Genomic DNA, 18,923 nt, shown 5'->3' on the forward strand with positions numbered 1-18,923 from the left:
CCGCGCTGGCCCTACGCCCGCGTCTCCGGCCGGGGCGCGGGCACCTCCGGGCGCAGCCGGGCGAGGAGCCGCTCGCGCTCCCCGGCGAACGCCGGGTCCGCCTGGTAGTCGGAGTGGCCGAGGACGGGCGCGGGCAGCGGGTGACGGACGGTACGGCCGTGCGCGAGGGGGTCCTTCAGGGGCGCGCAGTCCACGTCGGGCCCACCGCCGCCGTCGGGCAGCCGGACCGGGCCACCGATCGGGTCGGTGAGCCGGTACAGGTTGCGCCAGCAGTCCACGTCCTGGTGCAGCGCGGTGAGCGCCTCAGGACCGAAGTGGGCCGGGAACCAGCGTCCGTAGAGCCGCTCCAGCGGTGAGCCGTACGTGAGCAGGGCGACCCGGCCGCGCACCCCGGACGGCAGCTGCCAGGCCGTGGCGGCGGCGAGGACGCTGCCCTGGGAGTGGCCGGAGATGACCAGCCGTCCGCCCGTGGCGCGGGTCCAGGTGTCGATCCGCCAGGTCAGGTCCGGTACGGCCCGCTCGGCGTAGCAGGGAGGCGCGAACGGGTGCGCGGCGCGGGGCCAGAAGGTGCCGACGTCCCACAGGATGCCGATGGTGCGCCGCGCGGAGGCGTCCTTGTAGGCGCGCCTGCCCCAGGTGACGAACAGTATGAACCCGAGCCCTATCAGCCAGGAGCCCAGCGCCTGCGCGGTCTCGGCGGCGCCCTGGACGAACGGGTGGGCGTCCCGCGCGGCCGGTCCGGGTGCCTCGCCGGTGGTGAAGGCGCCGAGGACCGCGGCGGTGCCGAGGAGCAGGGTGACGGTGGTGGTGACGGCGATCAGCAGCGGCGCCGCGTCGGTGAGCCCGGCCAGGGCGCGGGTGCGGGCGATGGCCGCGGTGCGGTCCGCGTCCCGGGCCTCGTCGGGGTAGTCCCGCTCCACCGCCGCGCGCTCCGCGCGGGCGCGCCGCAGGGTGCGCCGCACGAGCCAGAGGCAGAGCGCCAGCAGGATCATCAGCAGCGGCGGGATCACGGACGCCTGCCAGGTCAGCAGTACGGGCGGGCCGTCGATGGAGGTGCCCGTGCCGTCCAGCCAGTCCGCGACCCGCTGGGCGACACCGCCCGCCATCACCCCGCCGAGCGCGCACGCCAGCAGCGCGACGGCGGGCCCGCCGAGGCCGCGCATCGCGGCGCGCGCGTCGGGCAGGGAGCGGTGCAGCAGATGGGCGACGACGGCGAGTACGACGACCAGCGCCGCGTGTGTGACCGCGAGGCCGCCGAACGGCGCGTCGCCGTGCAGCCTGCCCCGCGACTCCCAGCCCGGCCGCTCCCAGCCCGCGTACACCAGGGTGGCGCCGAGCAGGACCAGCGACCCGAGCGGCAGCCACCGCACCAGACGGCCGTCGAGGTCGAGGTCGACGCGCCGGTCCGTGCCGCCACGGCGGCAGACCACCCAGACCACGGTCACCGCACCGGCCGCCAGGGCCACGGACAGCACCCGGCCCAGTGTGTCGAGGACGGCCGGACCGCCGGGCGCGCGGTCCTCGCGGGCGGCGGCGAGACCGACCCCCGCGGCCACCGTCAGCAGGCCCGCCGCGGTGTGCGCGGCGCGCAGCCGGGCCACCAGACGGCGCCCGTACCAGAAGCCGGGCTGGGCCAGCGCGCTGCCGCCGGTCGGCTGCTCGGTGCCGCGGTCCAGCGGCGGCTGGGACTCGTACGCGTTCCAGGTGCGGCGCGAGAGGTACCAGAGCAGGGCGGTCAGGGCGAGCGGGACCACGGAGGCGAGCGCGAGCCGCCTGCCGGGGGCGCTCCACCAGCCGCCGCCCGACCCGCCCGGGGACAGGAAGCCAAGCCAGGAGTGGTCCGCGGCGCACGCGCGCGTGCCCGCGCACTGCCATGCGGTCAGGTCGAGGGCGACCTCGCAGGCCGCCGCGACCAGCAGCACGGTCAGGGTCAGCCCGACCAGCCGGACCAGCGCGCCGTACAGCCGCACCGCGCGGATCTGCCGGTCCGGGACGCTGGGCCGCATCCAGTGCGCGAGGTTGACCACCATGAACGGCAGGAGCAACAGCCACAGCGCGCGGGAGCCGTTGCCCGAGGTGAGGTTGCACCAGACGTACGCCTCCGGGACCGGCCGGGACCGGGACCGGCCGGCGGGCGTGTCGGCCTCCTCGGTGTCCGCGGCGCGCCGGAAGACGGCGGCGGTGTCGTCGCCCGCGATCCGCACCGTGCGCGGATCGTTCAACATCTCCTCCGGGGTGGTTCCGCCCACCCCGTGGACCAGTAGCTCCAGTGCCTCCTCCGGCCGTTCGGCCGGGCGGGCCGCCCCGCCGCTCCCCGCGAGGATGCCGTCGTGACTGCTCTCCTGGGCCCGTTCCACTGTTCCGTCCCCCGTGACGCGCCGTCGGCTGGTGTCGGTGCGGGCCTCAGGATCCCGCCCCGGCCCGCCCGCGCGCACGCGTTGTCACGGAATCTCCCCGATCCGTGTGACAGCCGTACCAAGGATGAGACGCAAATGACATGTGCGCGACGGTACGGCCGGTGGCGCGACCAGCCACCACCCGTGCGAGGATGGGACGGCCACGCGCCCGGAACGGCACGTCTGTCCCAAGACCTGTCGTTCGGAGCAGGTCGCAGGGCATCGGCGGTGCCCGGGCAGCGCCGGTGAGCGGGGTCTGGCGCGTGCGGCTGCGCGGCGGAGGAAGGAGTCGACGCGGAGCGTCGGCGACTGACGACGACGCCGCAGACGCGCGCACCAGACCCCGCGTCTGCGGCATGATCCAAGCGACAGGCCCTGGTCGGAGCGGGTGCGGACGGCGTGTCGGACGGCTTGAGGCGAAAGGACCGGAGCGTACGTGAGCGAGAATCAGAACCTCCTCGCGGAGCAGCGGCGCGCCCTGATCCTGGACGAGGTACGGCGCCGCGGCGGCGTCCGGGTCAACGAGCTGACCCGCAAGCTCGGGGTGTCGGACATGACGGTCCGCCGCGACCTCGACGCGCTCGCCCGGCAGGGAGTCCTGGAGAAGGTGCACGGCGGCGCGGTGCCGGTCACCGAGGCCAGCACCCACGAACCGGGTTTCGAGGCCAAGTCCGCCCTGGAGCTGACCGCCAAGGAGGACATCGCGCGGGCCGCCGCCGACCTGGTCACCCCGGGCGCGGCGATCGCGCTGTCCGGCGGTACGACGACCTACGCGCTGGCGCACCGGCTGGTCGACGTCCCCGACCTGACCGTCGTCACCAACTCGGTGCGGGTGGCCGACGTCTTCCACGCGGCGCAGCGCACCTCGGGGCCCCGGCAGGGCGCCGCCACGGTGGTGCTGACCGGTGGGGTGCGCACCCCGTCGGACTCGCTGGTGGGACCGGTGGCCGACCAGGCGATCGCGTCCCTCCACTTCGACGTGCTGTTCCTCGGCGTGCACGGGATATCGGAGGAGGCCGGGCTGTCGACGCCGAACCTCGCGGAGGCCGAGACCAACCGGCGGCTGGTGCACTCCGCGCGCCGGGTCGTGGTGGTCGCCGACCACACCAAGTGGGGCACGGTGGGCCTCAGTTCCTTCGCGGCGCTGGACCAGGTGGACACCTGGGTCACCGACGCCGGGCTGCCCGGCGCGGCGCGGGCGGGGATCGAGGAGCAGGTACGACGGCTGGTGGTGGCCGGTGCGGGGGCGGCTGACGCCGACATGGCCGCCGACGCCGGGGAGTGAGCGGCGCGGCACTGACATCTGACGGCTCGACGACTACGGTGAGCGCTGCCTGAACCGCGCTGCCGCACGGAGGGGTTGCGTCCATGGCTGCTCGGCGACTGCGTCCGGTGGGGCTCGACTTCGTCGCCCACGCCCCGGTCCGGCTGGTCTTCGCCCAGGAGGTCGCGGCCGAGCCCGGGGCGGTGTACCGCGTGCTCGCCGAGGACGTGGCGGGCTGGCCCGACTGGTTCCCGGGGGTGCGCTCGGCGCGGGTCGTCGACGACGGCGCCGGACGCGACGTGCGGCTCGTCGGCGGGACCCGGTTCCGGGAGAGGGTGCTCGCGGCGAAGGCGCCCGAGGTGTACGCCTACCGGGTCGACGTCACCAACCTGCCGGGCGTCCGGGCGCTGGTGGAGGAGTGGCGGCTGACGCCGGTGGGGGGCGGTGCCGGGCGTACGCGGGTGCGGTGGACGTTCACGGCCGATGGTCCGGCGCCGTTCCGGGGGGTGCTGCGGCTGGCCCGTGGGGGGCTGGGGCGGGCGTTCAGGGACGCGGTGCGGGCCCTGGAGGTGCGGGCCGGAGGGTAGGCGGTGGCAGCTGGGCTGGTCGCGGCGGTCGCTGGCTCAGGTCCGCCACTCCCCCGTCGTCAGCAGTGAGTCGATGGCCGTCGCGTACGGGGTGATGTCCAGGCCCTGTCCGGCCAGCCACGCGTCCGAGTAGTACTTGTCGAGGTAGCGGTCGCCCGGGTCGCACAGCAGGGTCACCACGCTGCCGGTACGGCCCTGGGCCACCATCTCGGCGACGATCTTCAGCGCGCTCCACAGGCCCGTGCCCGTCGAGGCGCCCGCCTTGCGGCCGATGGCCCGCTCCAACGCCCGGACGGCGGCGACGCTCGCGGCGTCCGGCACCTTCATCATCCGGTCCACGGCACCCGGCACGAAGCTCGGTTCCATACGGGGGCGGCCGATGCCCTCGATCCGGGAGCCGCTGTCGCAGGTGACGGCCGGGTCGCCGGTGGTCCAGCCCTCGAAGAAGCAGGAGTTCTCCGGGTCGGCGACGCAGATCCGGGTGTCGGCCTGGAAGTAGTGGACGTAGCGGGCGATCGTCGCGGAGGTGCCGCCGGTACCCGCCGTGGCGACGATCCAGGCGGGCTCGGGATAGCGCTCCAGGCGCAGTTGGCGGAAGATCGACTCGGCGATGTTGTTGTTGCCGCGCCAGTCCGTGGCCCGTTCCGCGTAGGTGAACTGGTCCATGTAGTGGCCACCGGTCTCGCTGGCGAGGCGCGCCGACTCCTCGTACATCTTCCGGGAGTCGTCCACGAAGTGGCAGCGGCCGCCGTGGAACTCGATCAGACGGCACTTCTCGGCGCTCGTGGTGCGCGGCATGACGGCGATGAAGGGCACGCCGATCAGCTTGGCGAAGTACGCCTCGGAGACGGCCGTGGAGCCGCTGGACGCCTCGATCACGGGGCGTCCGGGGCGGATCCAGCCGTTGCACAGGCCGTAGAGGAAGAGGGAACGGGCGAGGCGGTGCTTGAGGCTGCCGGTCGGGTGGGTCGACTCGTCCTTGAGGTAGAGGTCGATGCCCCAGTGCTCGGGCAGCGGGAAGCGCAGCAGGTGTGTGTCGGCGGACCGGTTGGCGTCCGCCTGCACCTTGCGGACGGCTTCTTTCAGCCAGGTGCGGTAGGCGGTGTCGGACCGGTCGACGTCCAGGGTGCGGCCGGGGCCGGCCCCGGGGTGCGGGCTGGGGGTCCCGGCGGGGCGGATCTGCTGGGGGGTGGTCACGGCGGGGCTCCTTAGGGCTGCGCGCCGACGGCGCGTCGCGCGGCCGGTGGGTCGATGATAGGCACCGTCCGCACACCTTCTCACCTGCATAAACGCATCTTTGGGAGGCTCAAAGGCACGCTGGGGCAGGAGGGGGCGGGCCGGGCGTGGCGCGGGGGCGGACGGGGGCGCATTCGGACGAGTGCTTCGGGTGGTGCGACTCCTGGCCGTCACGCGTACTGGTGTTCACTCCGGGTGGCAGGCAGACTGCACCGGGTCAGGACGACGCGGGGCACGACCGCGCGGGAGCGGCACGGTGGAAGGCGTGGCGAGGGGCGGCAGGGCATGGCGGAGCCGGAGTTCACGGCCATGGGCGTGCGGATCGGCAAGGGCCTGCGCTCACTCACCCGGGCCGGACAGGTGCGGATCAGCGACGGGAGGGTGGAGTTGCTGACCAGTTACGGCAGCGAGATCGACAGCGCGCCGGTGCGGGCGGTGCGGGCGTCGAAGCCGTGGTTCGCCTCCGCCGACCGGGCGCTCGCCGACCTCGACGGCACGCGCTATCGGCTGACGCTGGGCGGGCGGGATCCCTCGTCGGGTGAGCCGGGGCCGCCCGCGGCGCGCCGGTTCATCGAAGCCGTACGGCGGGCGGCGGGACGCGGGTAGCTACGCGCGAGTTGCGGTGCGGAACCCCTTGCGTCACGCTGGTCTCACGTCACTCTGGGTTTACCGGCGATAACGCTGCGAACCAGCCCGCCGGCCATGACAGCAGGCGGCCGTTTGGCAGCAAGCACCCTGCTGGATCCGTCCTCAGTGTTCTTCCGGACCTCACGTCGGGGAGTCGCAGCCGTGATCAGTTACCCGAGCAGGCAGTGCACGGTGGAGCTCCAGGCTCTGCCGTCGCGGATCGGCCAGGTCCGCAGAATCCTTTCTGCGCAGTTGCGCTACTGGCATCTGGACCCACTGATAGACCGGGCCGCGCTCGGTGTGACAGAGCTGTTGACCAACGTCCACCGCCATGCCCAGCCCGACAAGATGTGCACCGTGGAGATCGAGCTGCTGCTCGACCGGCTCACCGTGTCCGTACGGGACCACGATCCCCAGCTCCCCGTCGTGGAGGACGCCGCGGAGCTGTCCACCCGCGGGCGGGGGCTGGCCATGATCGCCGCGATGAGTGAGAGCTGGGGGGCCCGCCGGGACGGGGAGTCCGGGAAGGTGGTGTGGTTCACGCTGCCCGCGGCGGGGAGCACCGCTGAACGCGCTCCCACACCGGACCTGCGGGTGGTTGACGTGGAGGCCGTGGGGGTGGGGGTCGAGGTCGAGCGGGCGCCCGCCTGAAGCGGGGGCGGGCCAACCGACGGTTCCCGTCCCCACGCGTGGGCCGCGAGGGAGCCGGAGGGGCGCCGGTGTCGAGGCCGCGAACGCGCGCAGGCCCGCAAGGCTGAGCACGATCGCGGCCCCGGCACCGGCTGAGGCGCCCCGCGGGCGACCGAGCCGTCATTCGGTCGCGATCGCGCGCAGGACGTTCAGGCGGGCCGCGCGGCCCGCCGGGCGCAGGCCCGCCAGGGCTCCGGACGTCAGGCCCACGAGGAGGACCACCGCCAGTCGCAGGGGTGGCAGGGCGAAGACGAAGGAGCTGTCGCTCGCGCCGTCGGAGGCCCTGACCAGGATCCAGCCGAGGAACGCCCCGAGGCCCAGGCCGCCGGTCGTGCCGAAGGCGGCGACCAGCACCGACTCCCAGCGGACCATCGCGCGGAGCTGGGCCCTGGTCTGGCCCACCGCGCGCAGCAGGCCCAGCTCACGGGTGCGCTCGTGGATCGCCAGGGTCAGGGTGTTGGCGATGCCGAGGAGCGCGATGAGGACGGCCAGGCCGAGCAGGGCGTACACCAGGGTGAGCATCATGTCGATGCCGCCCGCGGAGGACTCGGCGTACTCGTCGCGCGTCTGGACGTCGGGGTTGCCGTAGCGGGCGGCCACCTGGGCCACCGCCGCCTTGCCGTCGGCCGGGTCCACGCCGTCGGCGAAGGTCACGGCGACGAGGGTGTCGGAGTCCTGGACGCGGTGCGGGGCCCAGGCGGCGCGGGTGATGACGTAGTCACCCGCCAGTTCGGACTGGCCGTAGACGGCGCGCACGGTGAAGGTGCGGGTGTCGCCGTCGGTGAAGGTGAGGCGGGTGGTGTCGCCGGGGGCGAGTCCCTGGCGGTCGGCCTCCTTCTCGGTGACGGCGATGCCGTCGGTGCCGAGGGCGTCCAGGGAGCCGTCGACGGTGCCGAGGTCGAAGGTGCGGCGCAGGGCGACCGGGTCGGTGACGGTCAGGGCGCGGCCCGCGCCGTCCACCTCGGCGACGCCGCGGCCGAGTCCTACGGCGGTGTCCACCTCGGGGAGTCCGGCGATCGCTCCGGCCAGCCGGGGACTGAGGCCGCTGCCGCCCGCACCGAAGGACGGGGTGCTGACGACCACGTCACCCGCGAAGGAGCGGGAGACCGTCTGGTCCATGGTCGCCTTGAGGGAGGCGCCGAAGACCGTGAAGAGGGACACCACCGCGACGCCGATCATCAGGGCTCCGGCGGTGGCCGCGGTGCGCTTGGGGCTGCGGAGCGCGTTGCGGCGGGCCAGGCCGCCGGTGACGCCGCGCAGCCGGTCCAGGGGGCCGCCGAGGACGCGTACGGCGCTGGTGGCGGTGACCGGGCCGAGGACGACGAAGGCGGCCAGGGCCAGGACCGCGCCGGTGCCCGCCAGCCACACCGACGGGGTGAGCAGGGTGCCGGTGAGGGAGAGGGCCAGCGCGAGGGCCAGGAGCGCCGCGCCCGTGACGGCCCGCGGGCGGGAGGCGCCGGAGGCGTCGACGGCGGTCTCCCGCAGGGCCGCCAGGGGGGCGGTGCGTCCGGCGCGGACGGCGGGGAGCAGGGCGGAGGCCAGGCAGACCACGGTGCCCACGGCGAGGGGCAGGGCCAGGGAGAGGGCGCTGACCACCAGGGTGCTCTCCGGGAACGGGAAGCCGATGGCGGGGAACAGGGCCTGGAGTCCGGCGGCGATGCCGACGCCGCCCGCGAGGCCCGCGGCCGACGCCGTCACGGCGACCACGACCGCCTCGGTCAGGGTCGACACGGTGACCTGGCGGCGGGAGGCGCCGAGGGCACGCAGCAGGGCGTTCTCGCGGGTGCGCTGGGCCACGACGATGGCGAAGGTGTTGTGGATGGAGAAGGTGGCGACGAGGAGGGCGATGCCGGAGAAGACCAGGAGGAGCGTGGTGAAGACGGTCAGGAACTGGGCGGAGATCATGTCGGTGTTCTCCTGGGCCGCCTCCGTGCCCGTGATGGCCTCCAGGCCGGGTGGCAGCGCGGCCTCCAGGGCGTCCGCCAGTTCCCGTTCGCCGGTGCCGGGATCGGCGCGTACCTGGATGCTGGCCGCCTGGCCGGGGCGGGCGGTGAGGTACTTCTCGGCGTCGGCGCGGGTCATGCCCGTGAAGGTGACCTGGGCCATGCCGTCCTCGCCGCCGAAGGTCGCCAGGCCGACGACGGTGACCCGGACGGGGTCCGGGGTGCGGAGGGTGGTGGTGTCGCCGAGGTGCAGGCCGCCGCGGTGGGCGGCTCCCCGGTTGACGACGACCTCGCCGGAGCGCTCCGGGGCGCGTCCTTCGGCCAGTTCGTACGGGTTGAGTCGCGGGTCGGTGATCCAGTTGCCCGCGAGGGTGGGCGGGCCCTGGCCGCCGATCGGCTCGCCGTCGGCGCCGACCAGTTGGCCCGCGCCCTCGATGTTGGGGACGGCGGACGCCACGCCGGGGACGTCGGCGACGGTGCGGACGAGGGCGGTGTCCACCGGGGCGCGGACCCCCTCGCTCTCGCCCGGTGTCGTGATCGCGTCGGCGCTGCGGACGACCGCGTCGGTGCCGCTGGTCGCGTTGCCGAACATGGTGTCGAAGCCGGATCGCAGGGTGTCCCCCATGACCAGGGTCCCGGCGAGGAAGGACACGCCGAGGAAGACGGCGAGGAAGGTCCCGGCGAAGCGGCGGCGGTGGGCGCGTAGGGCGGAGAGGCTGAGGCGGACGGCGGCGTTCACGATCCCACCTGTGCCTTCTCGAACGCCTTCATCCGGTCCAGGATGTGGTCGGCGGTCGGGGACTCCATCCGGTCCACCAGGCGGCCGTCGGCGAGGAAGACGACCTCGTCGGCGTGGGCGGCGGCGACCGGGTCGTGGGTGACCATGACGACGGTGCGGGCCGTCTGGCGCACCGCCCGGCCGAGCAGGCCGAGGACCTCCTCCCCGGAGCGGGAGTCGAGGTTGCCGGTGGGCTCGTCGGCGAAGACGACGTCGGGGCGGCCCGCGAAGGCGCGGGCGACGGCGACGCGTTGCTGCTGGCCGCCGGAGAGTTCGGCGGGGCGGTGGTGGAGCCGGTCGCGCAGGCCCACGATGCCGACGAGGGTGTCGAGCCAGTCGGTGTCGCCGGTCCGGCCCGCCAGGTCGAGCGGGAGGCGGATGTTCTCGGCGACGGTCAGGGTGGGCACCAGGTTGAACGCCTGGAAGACGAAGCCGACGCGGTCGCGGCGCAGCAGGGTGAGGCGGCGGTCGTCGAGGGCGCCGAGTTCGGTGTCGCCGATGTGGGCGGAGCCCGAGGTGAGGGTGTCCAGGCCGGCGGCGCAGTGCATCAGGGTGGACTTGCCGGAGCCCGACGGGCCCATGATCGCGGTGAGGCGTCCGGCCGGGAAGCCGACGCTCACCCCGTCCAGGGCCCGTACGGCGGTGTCGCCGGTGCCGTACAGCTTGACGGCGTCGACGACCCGGGCGGCCGTCCCGGGGGAGGTGGGGGCGGTCATGCCGTGCCTCCCTTCCCCGTGCGGCCGAACTGCTCGTCCAGGACGGACAGTCGGCGCCAGTACTCGTCCTCGTCGATCTCGCCGGAGGCGAAGCGGTGGCCGAGGACGGTGAGGGGGGAGTTCTCGTCGGCGGCGGGGCGGCGGGGGCCGCCGCGGGCGCGCCAGCCGGTGCGGCGCAGCAGGGTGACGCCGCCCACGATGACGGCCGCCCAGACCAGCGGGAACAGCAGGATCCAGGGGCCGGGGCCGCCGTCCGCGAAGTGTGCCAGGGTCTCCATGTCGATTCATCTCCGAGTCGGTAGGACGCGTTTTCGGTGATGTCTCGACAGTGGCGCGCGGGGTGGGTCCGGGTCGTCGTACGGCCAGCGGCAGTCTGTGTACCTCCCCGGGAGTAGGCGGGTTGGCGTGCCGTACTCCCGGGCCGGTCAGACGCCGTCCGCGAGGGCGGCCAGGGGGTCGTCGAGGACCGGCTGCCAGGCCAGTTCGGCCGCGCCGACCAGGCTGTTGTGGTCCAGGGAGCAGGCCAGGATGGGGACGCCACCGCTGCGGCCCCACAGGCTGCGGTCGGCGACGACGGCGCGCAGCCGGTCGGGGTCGGTGTCCAGGAGGGTGCGGTGCAGGCCACCGAGGATGATGCGGTCGGGGTTGAGGATGTTGACCAGCCCGGCGAGGCCCAGGCCGAGGCGGTCGATGAGGGCCTCGGCGGCGGTGCGGACGGCGGGGTCGGCGTACTCGTGGCGGAGGAGGTCGTTGGCCTGCTGGAGGAGGGACACCTCGGGGCCGGGGTCCCGTCCGGCGGTGGTGAGCAGGGCCAGCGGGTCGGCCTCGACGTCCAGGCAGCCGCGACCGCCGCAGTGGCAGGGGCGGCCTTCGGGGTTGACGGTGAGGTGGCCGACTTCGAGGGCGAGGCCCGCGCTGCCGGTGTGCAGCCGCCCGTCGAGGACCAGCGCGCCGCCGACGCCGCGGTGTCCGGTGGCCACGCACAGCAGGTCGCGGGCGCCGCGGCCGGCGCCGTGCCGGTGCTCGGCGAGGGCGGCGAGGTTGACGTCGTTGGCGGTGAACGCGGGGCCGGTGATGCCCGCCGCGCGGACCCGGTCGGCGAAGATCTCGCGTACCTGGGAGCCCGCGGGCCAGGCCAGGTGCAGCGGGTTCAGGGCGAGGCCCTCGGGTTCGGCGACGGCGGAGGGGACGGCGAGTCCGGCGCCGACGCAGCGGCGGCCGGTGTCGTGGAGCAGCTCGGCGCCCGCCTCGACGACGGAGCCGAGCACCTTCGCCGGGTCGGCGTCGACGGTCTCGCAGCCGGGCGCGGTGGCGACGATCCGCCCGCCGAGGCCGACGAGGGCGGCGCGGAAGCCGTCGGCGTGCACCTGCGCGGCCAGCGCCACGGGGCCGTCCTCGGCGAGTTGGAGGCGGTGGGAGGGGCGGCCCTGGGATCCGGCGGCGGCGCCGGGGCGGGCGTCGACGCGGATCAGGCCGAGCGCCTCCAGTTCGGCGGCGACCGCGCCCGCGGTGGCCCGGGTGACGCCCAGTTCGGCGGTGAGGACGGCACGGGTGGGCGCCCGTCCGGTGTGCACCAGTTCCAACGCGGGTCCGAGCGCGCCGCGCCCCCGGTCGAGCCGCGTCCTTGAGGTGGTCCCTTCCCCTGCCTGCCGGGGGTCCGCCTTGCCACTCATGAGGGGGAGTCTCCCATGATCCGGACGCGGACCGTTCGGGTGCGCCGGTCCAGGGCCTCGGTGCGCGGTCCGGCAGGGCGGGCTCCGTCGCGGTGGACGACCAGCGGGCCCCATCCCGGTAGGCAACCTGCGGTCCCGGTGGGCAACCAGCGGGCCTCATCGCAGCGGGCAACCAGCGGCCCCCGTCCCGGTGGGCGGCCAGCGGAGCGCGCCGTGCCGCGGCGGCGAGCCGGTCCGGGACGTGCGCCGCGCCCCCGCGACCCGGGTACGGCCGTGGCGGAACGGCCCGGCGTCCGTGCGCCCGTCCTCCGCCACCCGCGCTGAACTGCGGCTCCGCTAGCCTGGACGCGATGAACGACCGTATGCCGACGCCCTGGGGCGATCTCGCGCTCACCCGTTTCCCCGAGGACCCGCGGGACCGCCTGCGCGCCTGGGACGCGTCCGACGAGTACCTGCTCAGACATCTCGCCGCCGAGGGCGTGCCCCTGTCCGGCGCGGTCGTGGTCGTCGGGGACCGCTGGGGCGCGCTGGCCACGGCGCTCGCGGCGCACGCGCCGACGCAGATCACGGACTCCTTCCTGACCCAGGAGGCGACCCGCGCCAACCTCGCGCGGGCCGGTGTGCAACCGGGCACGGTACGGCTGCTGACCACGCAGGACCCGCCGCCGGACCGGATCGACGTGCTGCTGGTCAGGGTGCCGAAGAGCCTGGCGCTCCTTGAGGACCAGTTGCTGCGCCTGGCGCCCGGCGTGCACGCGGGCACGGTCGTCGTCGGGACCGGCATGGTGAAGGAGATCCACACCTCCACGCTGCGGCTGTTCGAGCGGATCCTGGGGCCGACCCGTACCTCCCTCGCGGAGAAGAAGGCGCGGCTGGTCTTCTGCGCGCCCGACTCGGCGCTGGCCCGGCCCGGCAACCCGTGGCCGTACAGCTACGAGGTGCCGGGCGGGCTCGGGGCGGTGTCGGGGGGCGTGGTCGTCAACCACGCGGGGGTGTTCTGCGCCGACCGTCTCGACGTCGGCACCCGGTTCCTCCTCCGGCACCTGCCCGACACCCGGGGCGCGCGCCGGGTGGTGGACCTGGGCTGCGGCAACGGGATCGTGGGGACGGCGGTGGCGCTGGCCGATCCGGCGGCCGAGGTGCTGTTCGTGGACGAGTCGTTCCAGGCGGTGGCGTCGGCGGAGGCGACGTTCAAGGCGAACGGGGTGCCGGGGCACGCCGAGTTCCGGGTCGGGGACGGACTGGCCGGGGTGGCGTCGGGCAGTGTGGACCTGGTGGTGAACAATCCGCCGTTCCACTCGCACCAGGCGACGACCGACGCGACCGCGTGGCGGATGTTCACCGGCGCGCGGCGGGCGCTGCGGGCGGGCGGGGAGCTGTGGGTGATCGGCAACCGGCACCTGGGGTACCACGTGAAGCTGCGGCGGCTGTTCGGGAACAGCGAACTGGTCGCCAGCGACCCGAAGTTCGTGGTGCTCAGAGCGGTGAAGCGCTAGCCGAAGTCCGTGGTGCTCAGGGCGGTGAAGCGGTAGCCAGGGTGCGGATGACGCCGGTCACCGTGCGGGCCATCGCCTCCCGGCCGACGGCGAGGTAGCCGCGGGAGTCGGCGGCCTCGGGGTGGTCGGCGAGGTAGCGCCGTATCGCGCCGGTCATGGCGAGGTTGAGGGCGGTGCCGATGTTCACCTTGGTGATGCCGCCCGCGACGGCCGCCCGCAGTTCGGCGTCGGGCAGGCCGGAGGAGCCGTGCAGGACGAGGGGGACGTCGAGCGCGGCGGCGAGCCGCCCCAGCAGGCCGTGGTCGAGGGCGGCGGTGCGGGTGGTCATGGCGTGGGTGCTGCCGACGGCGACGGCGAGGGCGTCCACCCCGGAGTCGGCGACGAAGGCACGGGCCTGGGCCGGGTCGGTGCGGGTCCCGGGGGCGTGCGGGTCGGGCGGGGGCTGGCCGTGTTTGCCCCGCACCTCCCCCAGCTCGGCCTCGATCCACAGCCCTCGGTTGTGCGCCCAGTCGGCGGCGGCGCGGGTCGCGGCGAGGTTCTCGGCGTACGGCAGCCGGGCCGCGTCGTACATCACGGAGCTGAACCCGGCGTCCGGGGCCTGCCGCAGCAGGGCGTCGCCGTGCACGTGGTCGAGGTGCAGGGCGACGGGTACGGCGGCCCGTTCGGCGGCGGCGACGGCGGCGCGGGCCAGCGGCAGCAGCCGTCCGTAGCGGTACTTCACGACGTTCTCGCTGACCTGGAGGACGACGGGCGCGGCGGCGGCCTCGGCACCGGCGATGACGGCCTCGACGTGTTCCAGGGTGATGATGTTGAAGGCGGCGACCGCGCGGTGGGCCGCCGCGGCGGCGCTGACGAGGTGGCCGGTGGTCACGAGGGGCACGGCTACTCCCCTTCCGGAGCGCCGGGCGCGTCGGGCAGGACGACGGAGCGGGTGAGGTGGCGGGGCCGGTCCGGGTCGAGGCCGCGGGCGGTGGCGACGGCGAGCGCGAGGCGCTGGGCGCGGACCAGGCCGGCGAGCGGGTCGAGGCCGTCGTGGACCCAGGTGGCGCCGGTGGCCCGTACCTGGTCCGCGAGCCCGGCCGGGGCGGGCCCGAGCATCCAGGTGGCCGTGGTGTCGGCGGCGATGCTGACGGGACCGTGCCGGTACTCCATCGCGGGGTAGGACTCCGCCCAGGCGAGGGCGGCCTCGCGCATCTTCAGCGCGGCCTCGTGGGCCAGGCCGACGGTCCAGCCGCGGCCGAGGAAGGTGAACTGGGCGCGGCTGACGAGGTGGGCGGGCAGGTCGGCGGTGAGCGCGGCGCGGGCGTCGGTGACCGCCGTGTCCGGGTGCCGTCCCAGGTGGGCGCGGAGCAGGGTGAGGGCGGTGGTGGCGAACCTGGTCTGCACGACGGAGCGTTCGTCGGCGAAGTCCAGGACGACGAGGTCGTCGGCGGTGGCCGTGACGGGGGTGTGCGGGTCGGCGGTGACGGCGGTGGTGCGGGTGGTGCCGCGCAGCGCGGCCAGCAGGTCGAGCACCTCGGTGGTGGTGCCGGAGCGGGTGAGGGCCAGGACGCGGTCGTAGCGGCGGTGGCGCCGGAACTCGGAGGCGGGGAAGGCGTCCGTCTCCCCCTGGCCCGCGGCCTCGCGCAGCGCCGCCGCGGCCTGGGCCATGAAGTACGAGGTGCCGCATCCGGTGACCGCGACCCGCTCCCCCGGCGCCGGGAGGACCGCGCGGTGCCTGACGGCCGTCTCCACGGCGCGGATCCAGCACTCGGGCTGGCTGTTCAGCTCGTCCTCGGCGTACGACACGGTGCCGGACCCCCTCCTGACGTGGTGCGCGTTCCTGCAAGATAGCGCCGACTTTCGAGCATCTTCAAGCATTCGGGCAGGTGAATCACGCTGCGCTAGGGTCGCCGGAGGTACGGACCAGGGAGGACGGTGCGGATGTCGCGGGACGCCCGCTGGAAGACGCTGCTGGAACTGCTCGTGGAGCGGGGCCGCCTGGACGTCGAGGAGGCGGCCGGGGAGCTGGCGGTGTCGGCGGCGACGATCCGCCGCGACTTCGACCAGCTCGCCGAGCAGCAGATGCTCGTCCGCACCCGCGGCGGTGCGGTCGTGCACGGGGTGTCGTACGAGCTGCCGCTGCGCTACAAGACCGCGCGCCGCGCCTCCGAGAAGCAGCGCGTCGCCCGGGCGGTGGCCGGGATGGTCGCCCCCGGTGAGGCGGTCGGGCTGACCGGGGGCACGACCACCACCGAGGTGGCGCGCGCCCTCGCCGTGCGCCCCGATCTCACCTCGGGCTCTCCCGCGCTGACCGTGGTCACCAACGCGCTGAACATCGCCAACGAGCTGGCCGTGCGCCCCCAGTTCAAGATCGTGGTGACGGGTGGGGTGGCGCGGGCGCAGTCGTACGAGCTGACCGGGCCGCTCGCGGACGGGGTGCTGGGCCAGATCACCCTGGACGTGGCGGTGCTCGGCGTGGTCGCCTTCGACGCCCGGCACGGCGCCGCCGCGCACGACGAGGCGGAGGCCGCGGTCAACCGGCTGCTGTGCGAGCGCGCCGGACGGGTCGTGGTCGCCGCCGACTCCAGCAAGCTGGGCCGGCGCGCGTTCGCCCGGATCTGCGCCACGGACGCGGTGGACACCCTGGTGACGGACACGGCGGCGGACGAGGACGTGCTCCGCCGGTTCGAGGAGGCCGGGGTGGAGGTCGTCGCGGTGTGACGCGGGTCCGGTAGTCCCCGCCGGGTGTCGGCGACCGGGCGCCCCGTGGCACCCCGGCGCCTAAGCTGGAGTCCGGTCGGGCGGGCCTGGAGGTGGCGATGACCAGGGCAGCGGGGCACGGCGGCGGTGGACGGCGGTACCTGCCGGTCGCCGAGCACGGGCTGATCGGCGATCTGCGCAGTGTCGCGCTGGTGGGCACGGACGGGACGGTCGACTGGTACTGCTGTCCGTCCTTCGACGCGCCCAGCGTCTTCGCCGCGATCCTGGACGCCGACCGGGGCGGCCGCTTCGAGCTGGCGGCCTCGGTGCCCGCGCGGACCAAGCAGTTCTACTTCCCCGACACCAACGTCCTGATCACCCGCTTCTACACCGAGGACGGCGTCGGTGAGGTGCAGGACTTCATGCCGGTCAGCGAGGCCACCGGGGACGCTCCGGAGGCGGAACGGCACCGGCTGATCCGGCGCGTGCTGTGCGTGCGCGGCACGATCCCGTTCCGGGTGCGGGTGGCGCCCCGCTTCGGGTACGGCGCCCAGCCGCACGTCCTGACCATGGTCGACGACGTCGCCGTCTTCGAGTCCGCCGCGCTCTCCCTGGGCCTGACCGCGACGGTGCCGCTGGAGGCGGACGGCCCGGACACGCGGGCCGACTTCAAGCTCAGTGAGGGCGAGACGGCGGTCTTCGCCCTCGACCAGGTCAGCGGGGCGGTGGAGCCGCGCCGGTGTCCGGTCGCGGAGGCCGAGGAGCAGTTCGGGCAGACGGTGGCGTACTGGCGGCGCTGGCTGTCCGCCTCGAAGTACCGGGGCCGCTGGCGGGAGATGGTGCACCGCTCCGCGCTCACGCTGAAGCTGCTCACCTACGCGCCCACCGGCGCGATCGTCGCCGCGCCGACCACCAGCCTGCCCGAGCACCTGGGCGGCGAGCGGAACTGGGACTACCGGTACGTGTGGGTGCGGGACGCCGCCTTCTGCGTGTACGCGCTGCTGCGGCTGGGCTTCACCGGTGAGGCCGCCCAGTTCATGCAGTTCGTGAGCCGCCACATCAGCCCCGGCGACGGCAAGCCCTCCGGCCCGCTCCAGATCATGTACGGCATCGACGGCCGCACCGAGCTGCCCGAACGCGAACTCCCGCACCTGGAGGGCCACGAGGGCTCCGCGCCGGTCCGGGTCGGCAACGCCGCCGCCGACCAGCTCCAGCTGGACATCTACGGCGCCCTCGTCGACTCGATCTACCTCTACGACAAATGGGCCGAGCCGATCTCCAGCGACCAGTGGGACAACGTGTGCGCGCTGGTGGACTGGGTGTGCGAGAACTGGGACCAGCCCGACGAGGGCATCTGGGAGACCCGCGGCGGGCGCCGGAACTTCCTGTACTCGCGGCTGATGTGCTGGGTGGCGATCGAGCGGGCGGTGCGGATGGCGAACCGGCGCGGTCTCCCCGCCGACCTGCCGCGCTGGCAGAGCTGCCGCGACACCGTCTACCGGCGGATCATGAGCCGGGGCTGGTGCGACAGCCGCGGCGCGTTCGTCCAGCACGAGGACTGCGAGGTGCTGGACGCGTCCGTGCTGATGATGCCGCTGGCGAAGTTCATCGCGCCGACCGACCCCAAGTGGCTGGCCACCCTGGACGCCCTCACCCAGGAGCTGGTCTCCGACTCGCTCGTCTACCGCTACGACCCGCGGGCCAGCCCGGACGGGCTGCGCGGCGACGAGGGCACGTTCTCCATCTGCTCGTTCTGGTACGTGGAGGCCATGGTCCGCGCCGGCCGGGTGGAGGAGGCGCGGCTGGCGTTCGAGAAGATGCTGACCTACGCCAACCATCTCGGGCTGTACGCCGAGGAGATCAGTCACACCGGGCAGCAGCGGGGCAACTTCCCGCAGGCGTTCACCCATCTGTCGCTGATCAGCGCGGCCTTCAACCTGGACCGGGCGCTGGGCTGACGCCCGGCGTCAGCCGGGGGCGGTGGGCACGACGGCGACGGGGCAGTCCGCGTGGTGCAGCACGGCGTGCACGACGGAGCCCAGCCGCAGCCCGAGGCCGCGGGGCGGGTGGCGCGGCAGCACCACCAGGGCGGCCCGCGCCGAGGCGTCGACCAGGGCGGCGGCGGGCGGGCCGATGCTCAGCTCGGTGTCGACGGGCACGTGCGGGTGGTCGGCGACGGGCCGTGCGGCGTGGCGCAGCAGGCGTTCGTGGAGGCGCTGCTCGTCGTCGAGCTGGCTCGGCTGGGGCACCGTCAGCCCGGAGCGGACGGCCGGTGTCCACGCGTGCACCAGCCGCACCCCCACCCCGCGCCGCTCGGCCTCCGCGAGCGCGAACCGTACAGCGTCCTCGTCGCCCGCGTCCCGGACCCCGACGACGATCTCGCCGACGGTGGGCTTCTCCGGGTGGCCGCGGGTGATCACCACGGGGCAGTCGGCGTGCGCGGCGACCTTCAGGCTCACCGAGCCGAGCAGCAGCCCGGCGAAGCCGCCGCGCCCGCGCGTGCCGACGACGACCAGGTCGGCGTCGCGGGAGGCGGAGAGCAGGGCGTCCGCGGGTTCCTCGCGGCCGAGGACGGTATCGACGCGCAGGGCGGGCCGGGCGGTGGCGATCCGCGCCCGGGCGTCGTCCAGCACGCTCGCGGCGGCGTCCAGGACGCGGGCCTCGGCCTCGGGGGCGTCGCCGGGTCCGACGGCGTGCACGACGCGCAGTACGTCGCCGCGGAGCAGGGCCTCGGCGGCGGCCCACTCCGCGGCCAGCCACGAGTACGACGTGTCGTCGACGCCGACGATCACGGTGCCGACGCGTCCGGTCGGCGCGGGCGGCGCAGTCATCGGG

General features: G+C 74.8%; 16 protein-coding genes. 7 read left to right on the plus strand and 9 right to left on the minus strand.

The window, feature by feature from the left end:
- Nucleotides 1-11 precede the first annotated feature (11 nt).
- On the minus strand, nt 12-2,357 hold the full coding sequence (locus ABZ659_RS16680; RefSeq protein WP_360219611.1) for a hypothetical protein: 2,346 nt from the start codon (nt 2,355-2,357) through the stop codon (nt 12-14).
- Nucleotides 2,358-2,832: 475 nt separating this feature from the next.
- Between ABZ659_RS16680 and ABZ659_RS16685 the strand changes: the two genes are divergently transcribed.
- Nucleotides 2,833-3,681 carry a DeoR/GlpR family DNA-binding transcription regulator gene (locus ABZ659_RS16685; RefSeq protein WP_360219614.1) on the plus strand — a complete coding sequence of 283 codons (849 nt, stop codon included), beginning with the start codon at nt 2,833-2,835 and terminating at the stop codon, nt 3,679-3,681.
- 83 nt (nt 3,682-3,764) lie between these two features.
- Nucleotides 3,765-4,247 (plus strand): SRPBCC family protein, encoded by a 483-nt coding sequence (locus tag ABZ659_RS16690; protein ID WP_360219617.1) that lies wholly within the window; start codon nt 3,765-3,767, stop codon nt 4,245-4,247.
- A 36-nt stretch (nt 4,248-4,283) separates the two neighbouring features.
- Here the strand turns inward: ABZ659_RS16690 and ABZ659_RS16695 are convergent, their stop codons facing one another.
- Nucleotides 4,284-5,426, minus strand: a complete 1,143-nt coding sequence (locus ABZ659_RS16695; protein ID WP_360220019.1) for a PLP-dependent cysteine synthase family protein — start codon at nt 5,424-5,426, stop codon at nt 4,284-4,286.
- 342 nt (nt 5,427-5,768) lie between these two features.
- Between ABZ659_RS16695 and ABZ659_RS16700 the strand changes: the two genes are divergently transcribed.
- Both ABZ659_RS16700 and ABZ659_RS16705 read left to right on the plus strand, forming a co-directional pair.
- The gene (locus ABZ659_RS16700; RefSeq protein ID WP_360219620.1) at nt 5,769-6,089 is read left to right on the plus strand and encodes a hypothetical protein; all 321 of its coding nucleotides are present in this window, start codon (nt 5,769-5,771) and stop codon (nt 6,087-6,089) included.
- A 183-nt stretch (nt 6,090-6,272) separates the two neighbouring features.
- Nucleotides 6,273-6,761 carry an ATP-binding protein gene (locus tag ABZ659_RS16705; protein WP_360219623.1) on the plus strand — a complete coding sequence of 163 codons (489 nt, stop codon included), beginning with the start codon at nt 6,273-6,275 and terminating at the stop codon, nt 6,759-6,761.
- Nucleotides 6,762-6,920: 159 nt separating this feature from the next.
- On the opposite strand, the gene ABZ659_RS16710 is transcribed toward ABZ659_RS16705, so the two are convergent.
- From ABZ659_RS16710 to ABZ659_RS16725, 4 genes are all read right to left on the minus strand, one after another.
- Nucleotides 6,921-9,482 carry an FtsX-like permease family protein gene (locus tag ABZ659_RS16710; RefSeq protein ID WP_360219626.1) on the minus strand — a complete coding sequence of 854 codons (2,562 nt, stop codon included), beginning with the start codon at nt 9,480-9,482 and terminating at the stop codon, nt 6,921-6,923.
- Entirely contained in the window at nt 9,479-10,237 is a 759-nt protein-coding gene (locus ABZ659_RS16715; RefSeq protein ID WP_360219629.1) for an ABC transporter ATP-binding protein, read from the minus strand. Before ABZ659_RS16715 ends, ABZ659_RS16710 begins: the two co-directional genes overlap by 4 nt.
- Entirely contained in the window at nt 10,234-10,515 is a 282-nt protein-coding gene (locus ABZ659_RS16720; protein ID WP_360219632.1) for an SHOCT domain-containing protein, read from the minus strand. The genes ABZ659_RS16715 and ABZ659_RS16720 overlap by 4 nt, the downstream gene beginning before the upstream one ends.
- A 147-nt stretch (nt 10,516-10,662) precedes the next feature.
- Nucleotides 10,663-11,910, minus strand: coding sequence for an ROK family protein (locus ABZ659_RS16725; protein ID WP_360219635.1), 1,248 nt, complete (start codon nt 11,908-11,910; stop codon nt 10,663-10,665).
- A gap of 362 nt (nt 11,911-12,272) precedes the next feature.
- On the opposite strand from ABZ659_RS16725, the gene ABZ659_RS16730 reads away from it, so the two are divergent.
- The gene (locus ABZ659_RS16730; protein ID WP_360220022.1) at nt 12,273-13,406 is read left to right on the plus strand and encodes a methyltransferase; all 1,134 of its coding nucleotides are present in this window, start codon (nt 12,273-12,275) and stop codon (nt 13,404-13,406) included.
- A 16-nt stretch (nt 13,407-13,422) separates the two neighbouring features.
- Here ABZ659_RS16730 and ABZ659_RS16735 read toward each other — a convergent pair whose 3' ends face one another.
- Together ABZ659_RS16735 and ABZ659_RS16740 are read right to left on the minus strand one after the other, a co-directional pair.
- Nucleotides 13,423-14,286 (minus strand): ketose-bisphosphate aldolase, encoded by an 864-nt coding sequence (locus tag ABZ659_RS16735; protein WP_360219638.1) that lies wholly within the window; start codon nt 14,284-14,286, stop codon nt 13,423-13,425.
- Nucleotides 14,287-14,288: 2 nt separating this feature from the next.
- Nucleotides 14,289-15,194 (minus strand): sugar isomerase, encoded by a 906-nt coding sequence (locus ABZ659_RS16740; RefSeq protein ID WP_360219641.1) that lies wholly within the window; start codon nt 15,192-15,194, stop codon nt 14,289-14,291.
- 135 nt (nt 15,195-15,329) lie between these two features.
- Between ABZ659_RS16740 and ABZ659_RS16745 the strand changes: the two genes are divergently transcribed.
- Both ABZ659_RS16745 and ABZ659_RS16750 read left to right on the plus strand, forming a co-directional pair.
- Entirely contained in the window at nt 15,330-16,109 is a 780-nt protein-coding gene (locus tag ABZ659_RS16745; protein ID WP_360219644.1) for a DeoR/GlpR family DNA-binding transcription regulator, read from the plus strand.
- Between the two features lie 98 nt (nt 16,110-16,207).
- Nucleotides 16,208-18,046, plus strand: coding sequence for a glycoside hydrolase family 15 protein (locus ABZ659_RS16750; protein WP_360219647.1), 1,839 nt, complete (start codon nt 16,208-16,210; stop codon nt 18,044-18,046).
- A gap of 9 nt (nt 18,047-18,055) precedes the next feature.
- Here ABZ659_RS16750 and ABZ659_RS16755 read toward each other — a convergent pair whose 3' ends face one another.
- On the minus strand, nt 18,056-18,919 hold the full coding sequence (locus tag ABZ659_RS16755; protein ID WP_360219650.1) for a universal stress protein: 864 nt from the start codon (nt 18,917-18,919) through the stop codon (nt 18,056-18,058).
- Between the last annotated feature and the right edge of the window lie 4 nt (nt 18,920-18,923).

The sequence above is a fragment of the Streptomyces sp. NPDC006997 genome (genome assembly GCF_040635175.1).
Taxonomy (GTDB): domain Bacteria; phylum Actinomycetota; class Actinomycetes; order Streptomycetales; family Streptomycetaceae; genus Streptomyces.

What these genes read in the sequence shown, in the direction of transcription:
- ABZ659_RS16690 (WP_360219617.1), top strand. Translation starts at nt 3,765, where the DNA reads ATGGCTGCTCGGCGACTGCGTCCGGTGGGGCTCGACTTCGTCGCCCAC.
- ABZ659_RS16700 (WP_360219620.1), top strand. Translation starts at nt 5,769, where the DNA reads ATGGCGGAGCCGGAGTTCACGGCCATGGGCGTGCGGATCGGCAAGGGC.
- ABZ659_RS16715 (WP_360219629.1), bottom strand. Translation starts at nt 10,237, where the DNA reads ATGACCGCCCCCACCTCCCCCGGGACGGCCGCCCGGGTCGTCGACGCC.
- ABZ659_RS16720 (WP_360219632.1), bottom strand. Translation starts at nt 10,515, where the DNA reads ATGGAGACCCTGGCACACTTCGCGGACGGCGGCCCCGGCCCCTGGATC.
- ABZ659_RS16725 (WP_360219635.1), bottom strand. Translation starts at nt 11,910, where the DNA reads ATGAGTGGCAAGGCGGACCCCCGGCAGGCAGGGGAAGGGACCACCTCA.
- ABZ659_RS16730 (WP_360220022.1), top strand. Translation starts at nt 12,273, where the DNA reads ATGCCGACGCCCTGGGGCGATCTCGCGCTCACCCGTTTCCCCGAGGAC.
- ABZ659_RS16745 (WP_360219644.1), top strand. Translation starts at nt 15,330, where the DNA reads ATGTCGCGGGACGCCCGCTGGAAGACGCTGCTGGAACTGCTCGTGGAG.
- ABZ659_RS16750 (WP_360219647.1), top strand. Translation starts at nt 16,208, where the DNA reads ATGACCAGGGCAGCGGGGCACGGCGGCGGTGGACGGCGGTACCTGCCG.
- ABZ659_RS16755 (WP_360219650.1), bottom strand. Translation starts at nt 18,919, where the DNA reads ATGACTGCGCCGCCCGCGCCGACCGGACGCGTCGGCACCGTGATCGTC.